The 9,411-nt window shown below is 68.7% G+C and carries 8 protein-coding genes and 1 pseudogene; all 9 read left to right on the top strand.

Annotation, left to right across the window (positions count from 1 at the left end; all coding sequences use genetic code 11):
- A pseudogene (gene tuf / locus VGC13_RS13540) lies at positions 1–286 on the top strand (elongation factor Tu); the annotation flags it as partial.
- A gap of 80 nt (positions 287–366) precedes the next feature.
- Positions 367–516, top strand: a complete 150-nt coding sequence (gene rpmG, locus VGC13_RS13535; RefSeq protein WP_331125786.1) for a 50S ribosomal protein L33 — start codon at positions 367–369, stop codon at positions 514–516.
- Positions 517–594: 78 nt separating this feature from the next.
- Positions 595–810, top strand: coding sequence for a preprotein translocase subunit SecE (gene secE, locus VGC13_RS13530; protein ID WP_331125785.1), 216 nt, complete (start codon positions 595–597; stop codon positions 808–810).
- Positions 807–1,370, top strand: coding sequence for a transcription termination/antitermination protein NusG (gene nusG / locus VGC13_RS13525; RefSeq protein WP_331125784.1), 564 nt, complete (start codon positions 807–809; stop codon positions 1,368–1,370). Before secE ends, nusG begins: the two co-directional genes overlap by 4 nt.
- 25 nt (positions 1,371–1,395) lie before the next feature.
- A complete protein-coding gene (gene rplK / locus VGC13_RS13520; protein ID WP_331125783.1) occupies positions 1,396–1,821 on the top strand; it encodes a 50S ribosomal protein L11 in 426 nt (141 codons plus the stop codon).
- A gap of 274 nt (positions 1,822–2,095) precedes the next feature.
- The gene (gene rplA / locus VGC13_RS13515; protein WP_331125782.1) at positions 2,096–2,791 is read left to right on the top strand and encodes a 50S ribosomal protein L1; all 696 of its coding nucleotides are present in this window, start codon (positions 2,096–2,098) and stop codon (positions 2,789–2,791) included.
- A gap of 1 nt (position 2,792) precedes the next feature.
- Positions 2,793–3,323, top strand: coding sequence for a 50S ribosomal protein L10 (rplJ, locus tag VGC13_RS13510; RefSeq protein WP_331125781.1), 531 nt, complete (start codon positions 2,793–2,795; stop codon positions 3,321–3,323).
- Positions 3,324–3,447: 124 nt separating this feature from the next.
- The gene (gene rplL, locus VGC13_RS13505) at positions 3,448–3,831 is read left to right on the top strand and encodes a 50S ribosomal protein L7/L12 (protein WP_331125780.1); all 384 of its coding nucleotides are present in this window, start codon (positions 3,448–3,450) and stop codon (positions 3,829–3,831) included.
- Between the two features lie 267 nt (positions 3,832–4,098).
- Positions 4,099–9,369, top strand: coding sequence for a DNA-directed RNA polymerase subunit beta (locus VGC13_RS13500; RefSeq protein ID WP_414682993.1), 5,271 nt, complete (start codon positions 4,099–4,101; stop codon positions 9,367–9,369).
- The last annotated feature ends 42 nt before the right edge of the window (positions 9,370–9,411 follow it).

Genomic DNA, 9,411 nt, shown 5'->3' with positions numbered 1-9,411 from the left:
GCCGCACACCAAGTTCAAGGCCGAGGTGTACGTGCTGACCAAGGAAGAGGGCGGCCGCCACACGCCGTTCTTCAACGGGTACCGCCCGCAGTTCTACTTCCGCACGACGGACGTGACGGGCAACGCCAACCTCCCCGAGGGTGTGGAGATGGTGATGCCGGGCGACAACGTGCAGATGACGGTGGAGCTGATCACGCCGATCGCCATGGAGAAGGAGCTGCGCTTCGCCATCCGCGAGGGCGGCCGCACCGTGGGCGCCGGCGTCGTTACCGAGATCCTGGACTGATCCCAGCCGGACGAAGCGGTGGAGGGGCACCGTCGCCCCTCCGCCGCTCGCCGTCTTTTCGCAGGTAGGAGAATACAGCCATGCGCGACAAGGTCATCCTCGCTTGCACCGAGTGCAAGGAGAGGAACTACAACAAGACGAAGAACAAGCGCAAGCACCCCGAGCGGGTGGAGTACAAGAAGTACTGCCCGCGGTGCAACACGCACCGGCCGCACAAGGAAACCAAGTAAGCGGTTCACACGGCGCACGCCGCGGCCGGCCCGCACCGGGCCGGTCCGTACCACTTGCATTGTACCGGTTTCCCTCGCATGGCTGAAAACGTGACGCGCACCTCCCCTCGTGACTTCCTGTCCGAGGTGGTGGAGCAGGTAAAGAAGGTGACCTGGCCCGACCGGGCCCAGCTGCAGAGCTCCACGGGGATCATCGTGGTGTTCATGCTGTTCGTGTCGCTGGTCATCTTCGGGCTCGACTTTCTGGTCCGCACGGGGCTGAACGTGATCTCGTCCCTGTTCGGAGTGGGGTGAGCGCCCTCATGGCCGACGCCAAGTGGTACGCCGTCCAGAGCTACTCCGGGCACGAGAACAAGGTCCAGCGGCTCATCCAGCGCCGGATCGACGAAGAGCAGGGCGAGCCCGAGGACAAGCAGATCCAGGAAGTGATGGTCCCCACCCGTGAAGAGGTGGAGCTGCGCAACGGCAAGCGCGTGACCGTCACCCGCAAGCTGTATCCGGGGTACGTGCTGGTGAAGATGGCGTACAACCAGCGCACCGCCCACGTGATCAACAGCATCCAGGGCGTCATCAAGTTCCTGGGCACCGGCGCCGAGCCCCAGCCGCTCACCGACGACGAGCTGGCGAAGGTTCTGGGGCAGGAGGAGGAGGCACCCGCCGTGCCCGAGGCGCCGGTGATGCTCATCCCCTTCAGCCACGGCCAGGTGGTGGAGGTTACGGACGGGCCGTTCAAGGAGTTCAGCGGCACCGTGCAGGGCATCGACCACGACAAGGGCAAGGTGAAGGTAGAGGTCTCGCTCTTCGGGCGGCCCACCTCCATCGAGCTGGACTACACGCAGCTCCGCGGCTTCTAAGCCGGGCGGCAGAGACGAGGCGAAGATGGCGAAGAAAGTCACCGGATTCATCAAGCTCCAGGTTCCCGCCGGCGCGGCCAACCCGGCGCCCCCCGTGGGCCCCGCGCTGGGCCAGCACGGCGTGAACATCATGGAGTTCTGCAAGCAGTTCAACGCGCGCACCCAGGGACAGCCGGGGATGATCATCCCCGTCGAGATCACGGTGTACGCGGACCGCTCCTTCACGTTCATCACCAAGACGCCTCCGGCGGCGGTGCTGATCAAGAAGGCCATCGGCCTCGACAAGGGGAGCGCGTCGTCCAAGAAGACCAAGGTGGGCAAGCTCACGCAGGAGCAGCTGCGCACCATCGCCGAGACCAAGATGCCCGACCTGAACGCGGCCGACCTGGAAGGCGCCATGCGCCAGATCGCCGGCACCGCGCGTTCGATGGGCGTCGAGGTGGTCGCGTAAAGAAGTACCGAGTTCCTAGTACCTAGTACAAACTAGGCACTAGGTACTAGGTACTAGGCACTTCGTCGGTACGACGGGCCTTCGGACTTGCTCCGGGGCCCGCCCAGGCGGGAGAAGTGGAACGTTTGGCGGACTCCAGGAAGCGGTCTCCCGCCCTTCCGTTTCGGCCTTCAGGGGCTGAGGCAGCCGATCGTTCCCGTCCGTTGAACCACCCCCGCGACAGGCGGCGCGGCGGTGGGAGGACTCGTTCAAGCAGTTCCGCTGCAGGGGGTACATGCCAAAGCACGGAAAGAAGTTCCGCGATGCGGCTGCCCGCGTGCCCGAGGACGCGGCGTTCGGGCCGGGCGAGGCGGTAAGCCTCGTCAAGGACCTGAGCTTCGCCAAGTTCGACGAGACGGTGGAGCTTTCCATCCGTCTGGGCGTGGACCCGCGTCACGCGGACCAGATCGTCCGCGGCGCCGTCGTTCTTCCCCACGGGACCGGGAAGACCGCGCGCGTGCTGGTGATCGCCCAGGGCGAAAAGGCACGCGAGGCGGAAGAAGCAGGGGCCGACTTCGTCGGCACGGAGTTCGTTCAGCAGATCAAGGACGGCTGGCTGGACTTCGACGTGGCGGTCGCCACGCCCGACATGATGGGCCAGGTGGGCCAGCTGGGCCGCATCCTGGGCCCGCGCGGGCTCATGCCCACGCCCAAGGCCGGCACCGTCACGATGGACGTGGCGAAGGCCGTCCGCGAGATCAAGGCGGGCAAGATCGAGTTCCGCGTGGACCGCACGGGGAACGTGCACGGTCCGATCGGCAAGATCTCGTTCGAGCCCACGAAGCTCGAAGAGAACATGAACGCGTTCATGGATACCGTGATCCGCGCCAAGCCCGCCGCCGCCAAGGGGCAGTACGTGCGGTCGGTGACGCTGTCCAGCACCATGGGGCCGGGCGTGCCGGTGGACGCCAACCTCTACCGGCGGAGCTGAGATGAGGAGAGACGAGAAGGACGTCGTCGTCACCGACCTGCAGCAGCGGCTGGACGGCGCCAGCGCGTTCTACCTGACGGACTTCACCGGGCTCAGCGTGAAGCAGATCACGGAGTTCCGGAGCCGCCTGCGCAAGCAGGGGGTGGAGTACGTGGTGGTCAAGAACACGCTGGCCAAGCGCGCGCTCGAGGGGCTGGAGCTCACCGACGTGGCGCAGTTCTTCGCCGGCCCCACCGGGCTGGTGATCGGGCGCAGCGACGCGGTGGCCGCGGCCAAGGTGCTGTCGGACTTCGCGCGCGAGTTCGGCGACCGCCCCACCGTGAAGGTGGGCGTGGTGGACCGGCGCCCGTACGGGCCCGAGCAGGTGAAGCAGCTCGCGGCCATGCCGCCCCGTGAGGTCCTGCTGGCGCAGATCGCCGGCGGCCTGCAGGCGCCGATGTCGCGCCTGGTGGGGGGGATGAGCCAGCTGATGGCCGGGTTCGCCCGCGCCGTGGACCAGCTGCGCCAGCAGAAGGAAGGCGCGGCGGCCTGACCTGCCGGACCGGCGACTCCTGGCGGAGGCGCCCGACCGCGCGGCGAACGACCGGCCGGCCCCGTGCCGGCACCAAACCGATCTGATACCGTACTGAACCTGTAGATTTCAAGGAGCCCGACAAATGGCGACCACCCTGTCCCGTGACGAGCTGCTCGACGCGATCGGCAACATGACCGTTCTCGAGCTGGCCGAATTCGTGAAGGCGTTCGAAGAGAAGTTCGGCGTGACCGCGGCTGCCCCGGTGGGCGTCGCCGCCGCCGCCCCCGCCGCGGCTGCCCCGGCCGTCGAGGAGCAGACCGAGTTCGACGTGATGCTGATCTCGGCCGGCGAGAAGAAGATCCAGGTGATCAAGGTCGTGCGCGAGCTGACCGGCCTGGGCCTCAAGGAGGCCAAGGACCTGGTGGACAGCGCCCCCAAGGCCATCAAGGAGGGTGCGTCCAAGGAGGATGCCGCGGCGATGAAGGCCAAGCTCGAGGAGCAGGGCGCCGCCGTCGAGCTGAAGTAACCGGGCGGTCCGGTGCGCGGATCGAGAGATCCGCGCACCGGCCGTTGGGGCCGGGCCCGGTGCCCGCCGCCCTTTTCCCGGTCACTTCAGCCCGGCGGGCCATGACGAGCAGGACCATCATCAATTTCCGACGGACGGTACGCCACCCCGCCGAGTGCAATCGGTCGGGGTCGTTTGCGCTTTTCCGTATCCACGCACGCTGAGAGGGAGACCCACTTGGCAACGCTGAATAAACCGATCGTCTCTTTCGCCAAGCTGACGTCGGGGATGGACCATCCCAATCTCCTCGACGTGCAGCTGCGGGCGTTCGACACGCTGCTTCAGACCGACGCGGCCGCGCGCGAGCGCGAGGACGTGGGGCTGGAGCGTGTCTTCAACGAGATCTTTCCCATCTCGGACGTCAACGGGAACTTCTCCCTGGAATTCGTACGGTACTCGCTGGGCGAGCCCAAGTACGACATGGAGGAGTGCATGGAGCGCGACATGACGTACGCGGCTCCCCTGAAGGCGACGCTCCGGCTGGTGGTCTGGGAGGACGTGGGCGACGAGCGCCGTCCCAAGGACATCATCGAAAAGGAGGTCTACCTCGGTGACCTTCCCGTGCTCACCCCGCTGGGCACGTTCATCATCAACGGCGCCGAGCGGGTGATCGTCAGCCAGCTGCACCGGTCTCCGGGCGTGGTGTTCGAAGAGAACATCCACCCCAACGGGAGCAAGCTGTACAGCGCGCGCATCATCCCCTTCCGCGGCTCGTGGGTCGAGTTCACGCTCGACATCCACGACGTGGTGGCGGTGCACATCGACAAGAAGAAGAAGTTCCCCGCCACGGCGCTGCTGCGCGCGGTGGGCTTCAGCCGCGACGCCGACGTGCTGGGCGTGTTCCTGAACCGCGAGAGCGTGGCCCTGGGCGCGCTGGAGAGCGCGGGCACCAAGGAGGGGCGGCGGGGCGAGGTGTTCCACGGCTTCCTGGCCGAGGACGTGCCGGATCCCACCATCCTGGGCCCCGAGGGCCCGGTGCTGTACCGCGACATCGTGCTTCCGTCGACCGGCGAGGTGTTCGAGCGCGGGACGCGGCTGACGACGCAGCTGTACACGGCGCTCCGCGACGCGGGGATCATGCACCTGCCGGTGGTGGGCTCGGCCCTCATCGCGCGCGCCGGCGACGAGATCAACGGCGACGTGCTGGGCCGGCTGCTGCGCGGCGGCATCGAGTCGGTGCAGGTGTTCCGCGCCCGCGGCCAGAGCGGCACGGCGCTGCGCGCCACGCTGGGGAAGGACCCCACGCGCGGCACGCTGGACTCGCTGTTCGCCATCCACAACCTGGTGCGCCCGGGCACGGCCCCCGCGCCCGACGTGTGGACCGAGGAGGAGTTCCTGGCGGAGGGCGACGCCATCATGCACGTGTCCGACTTCCTGAACGCGTGGCAGGAGCGGGGCGCGCAGCCGGTGGACCCCATGAGCCGCGAGGCCCAGCGCTCCGCCGAGGAGCGCATGCTGCGCTTTGCGCAGGAGCGCGGCATCAAGTACGTGTGGGAAAGCTTCCGCGACGACCGCGCCGAAAAGGGCGGCAAGCCCAGCCGCGTGCTGGTGTACGAGCTGAACCGCGTGGTCCAGGTGTACATCGCGGTCTGGCGCCTCCTGTTCCAGCCGCGGACCTCGCTGTTCGTGGCGGGTGACCTGAACGCCAACGGCGCGGCGGGCGTGGCCAGCAACGACTACTCGGAGTACACCGAGGAGTCGCTGAACAAGCGCTACGACCTGGGCCGGGTGGGCCGCTACAAGATCAACCAGCGGCTGGCCCCGGCGTTCGAGGCGCTTGGCTACACGGTGCCGCCCGCCGGCATGACGGCGCTCACCGCGCAGGACGTGCTGGCCATCCTGTGGCAGCTGGTGGAGCTGCACGAGGGGCGCGGCGACACCGACGACATCGACCACCTGGGGAACCGCCGGGTGCGTTCGGTCGGTGAGCTGATCGCCAACCAGTTCTCGGTGGGGCTGAGCCGCATGGCGCGGCTGGTCCGCGAGCGCATGTCGATCGTGTCGGACCCCGACAAGATCAACATCGACGACCTGGTGAACGCCCGCACGGTGAGCGCGGTGATCCAGCAGTTCTTCGGGTCGTCGCAGCTGAGCCAGTTCATGGACCAGACCAACCCCCTGGCCGAGATGACGCACAAGCGGCGTCTCTCCGCGCTGGGGCCGGGCGGCCTGACCCGCGAGCGCGCCGGCTTCGAAGTGCGCGACGTGCACTACTCGCACTACGGGCGCATGTGCCCGATCGAGACGCCGGAAGGCCCCAACATCGGCCTGATCAACTCGCTGACGACGTACGCCCGGATCAACGACCTGGGCTTCATCGAGACGCCGTACCGCAAGGTGGTGCGCGCCCTGGTGCGCTACCCGGCCGAGACCAAGCTGGAGGAGGCGGTCCGCCTGGTCCTGGGCGACCGCGCCAAGGTGTTCGCCAAGAAGGGCGAGACCATCGACGCGGCGCGCGGGCGCGAGGTGTTCCGCGCCATGATCGTGGGCGCGGAGCTGGCCGAGGACGTGGCCGACTGGAGCGCGCTCTTCCCGCGGATGCTGGCCGGCGAGATCGGCCAGACCGAGTGGGAGGCCTCCCTGGCCGCGCTGCCGGTGCTGGCGCGCCGCGGCGAGCGCATCACCGAGGAGCTGGCGGACCGCATCAGCGCGCAGCCCATCAACCTGGTGCGCGTGGTGAGCCGGCGCGCGGGCGCGGCGGCGCGCGGCGTGGCCCCCGAGGCCATCCGCAACCCCATGTCGCTCCCGGTCCGGGTGTTCCAGCCCACGACGGCGGCGGTGCTGGGCGTGCCCGGCACGGTGCTGACGGCCGAGGTGGCCGAGGCGCTGTTCGCGCGGCAGTCGCAGGGGCTCGAGGTGCAGGAGTGGGGCGACACGCCGGACGAGGTGTCGCTGGACTACACGTCGGGCGCGCCCGCGCTCCCCCCCGAGGGCGAGGTGGGCCGCGCCCTGCTGGGGACCAGCGGCAAGACGACGCACGTGACCCCGGTGGTCACGCGCATCACGGCGTGGCTCTCGGCCAACGAGGAAGAGACGGCCCGCATCGCGCAGGCCAACGCGCCGCTGTCGGGCGGGTTCACCTTCAGCAACGAGTTCGTCCTTTGCCGCGAGCGGGGCGACTTCCCCCTGCTGCGGCCCGAGGAGATCGACTACATGGACGTGGCGCCGGACCAGCTGGTCTCGGTGGCCGCGGCGCTGATCCCCTTCCTGGAGCACGACGACGCCAACCGCGCGCTCATGGGCTCCAACATGCAGCGCCAGGCGGTGCCGCTCCTGTTCCCCGACGCGCCGCTGGTGGGCACGGGGCTGGAGAGCGTCATCGCGCGCGACTCGGGCGCGGTGGTGGTGGCCCGGCGCGGCGGCGTGGTGCAGGAGGTGACGGCGGACCACATCCTGGTCGACGCGGGGATGGAGGGCGTGGGCAGCAGCGACGAGCCGCTGCGCCGCCTGGCCCAGTTCGACCGCTACCGGATGAAGAAGTACTGGCGCACCAACCAGGACACGGCGCTCAACCAGCGCCCCCTGGTGCGCAAGGGCCAGATCGTGGCCAAGGGCGACGTGCTGGCCGACGGCCCCAGCACCGAGGGCGGCGAGCTGGCGCTGGGGCGCAACCTGCTGGTGGCGTTCATGCCCTGGTACGGCCACAACTTCGAGGACGCCATCGTGCTCTCGGAGCGGCTGGTGAAGGACGACGTGTACACGTCCATCCACATCCAGGAGCTGGAGCTGCAGGTCCGCGACACCAAGCGGGGCATGGAGGAGATCACGCGAGAGATCCCCAACGTGGCCGAGGAGTCGCTGGTCGACCTGGACGAGCGCGGCGTGGTCCGCATCGGCGCGCGGGTCAAGGCCGGTGACATCCTGGTGGGGAAGATCACGCCCAAGGGCGAGACGGAGCTGAGCCCCGAAGAAAAGCTGCTGACGGCGATCTTCGGCGAGAAGGCCAAGGACGTAAAGGATTCGTCGCTCAAGGTGCCGCCCGGCGTGGAGGGCACGGTGATCGACGTGAAGATCTTCAGCCGCCGCATCGACGACCCGATCCTGGAAAAGGAGCGGGGCCAGAAGATCGGCGAGCTGCGGGCGTACGAGCGCTCGGAGATCCACCGCATCGGCGAGGCGCGCGACGAGGAGATCCGCGAGCTGATCCGCGGCAGGGAAGTCGCGCTGTTCCTCAAGAAGGGGACGGTGGAGCCGTTCTTCAACGAGGGAACGCAGCTTACCGACGAGGTGGTGGGCGCGCTGGACTTCAACGACGTCGACCTGACGACGCTGAAGGTCACCGACCGCCCGACCAACGAGCAGCTGCGCCGGCTGATCGACGAGAGCAAGCGCCGCATCGAGCGGGTGCGCCAGCGCACCGAAAGCCAGATCGACAAGATCTTCCAGCCGGACGAGCTGCCCCCGGGCGTCGTGCAGCTGGTAAAGGTGTACCTGGCCGAGAAGCGCAAGATCTCGGTGGGCGACAAGATGGCGGGCCGGCACGGCAACAAGGGCATCATCGCCCGCATCGTGCCCGAGGAGGACATGCCGTTCCTTCCCGACGGCACGCCGGTGGACGTGTGCCTGAACCCGCTGGGCGTGCCCAGCCGCATGAACGTGGGGCAGATCCTGGAAACCCACCTGGGGTGGGCCGCCCGGGTGCTGGGCTTCGAGGCCAAGACCCCGGTGTTCCAGGGCGCGTCCGAGGACGAGATCGGCACGCTGATCCGTCTTGCCGGCGCCACCTGGGCCGGCCAGGCGCTGGGGGTGCAGAGCGTGGCGGCCCCGGTGTTCGACGCCGAGGACGCGCGCGCCATCAGCGAGACGGTGGCGGCGCACGACGCCATCGCCGGTGAGCAGGGCCGCCCCGAGATGGGCATTGGCCGGGCGATCGACTGGATGCTGGACGGCGAGACCACGCCGCCCGACCTGAACGCCAAGCTGCGCTCGCTGAAGCAGTACCTGATCACCGCCGGCCGCGAGCTGGCGGAGCGCAGGGAGTACGGCGTGGAGGAGGCGTTCCCGGCCGCGGCGGCGCTGGCGAAGGCCACCGGCGGCGAGGGGCTGACGGCGGCGCTCGAGGAGCACATGGCGGCCGGCGGGCTTACCCCCGGCGGCAAGGTGAGCCTGCGCGACGGCCGTTCGGGCGCGACGTTCGAGTCGCCCGTGACGGTGGGCACCATCTACATGCTCAAGCTCAGCCACCTGGTGGACGACAAGATCCACGCGCGGTCCATCGGGCCGTACTCGCTGGTGACGCAGCAGCCGCTGGCCGGCAAGGCGCAGTTCGGCGGACAGCGCTTCGGCGAGATGGAGGTGTGGGCGCTGGAGGCGTACGGCGCCGCGCACACCCTGCAGGAGATCCTGACGGTGAAGAGCGACGACGTGAACGGCCGCAGCCGGGTGTACGAGGCCATCGTGAAGGGCGAGAACCTTCCCGAGCCCGGCCTGCCCGAGTCGTTCAACGTGCTGGTGAAGGAGCTTCAGGCGCTGGGTATTTCGGTTACGCTGGGGAGTTAGCGAGGAAGTGCGTGAGTGCGTGAGTGCGTGAGTGCGGAAGTG

The sequence above is a fragment of the Longimicrobium sp. genome (genome assembly GCF_036399255.1).
Lineage (GTDB): Bacteria > Gemmatimonadota > Gemmatimonadetes > Longimicrobiales > Longimicrobiaceae > Longimicrobium.
The sequence above is the reverse complement of the archived record's forward strand: the minus strand, read 5'-3'. Positions and strand labels throughout refer to the sequence as shown.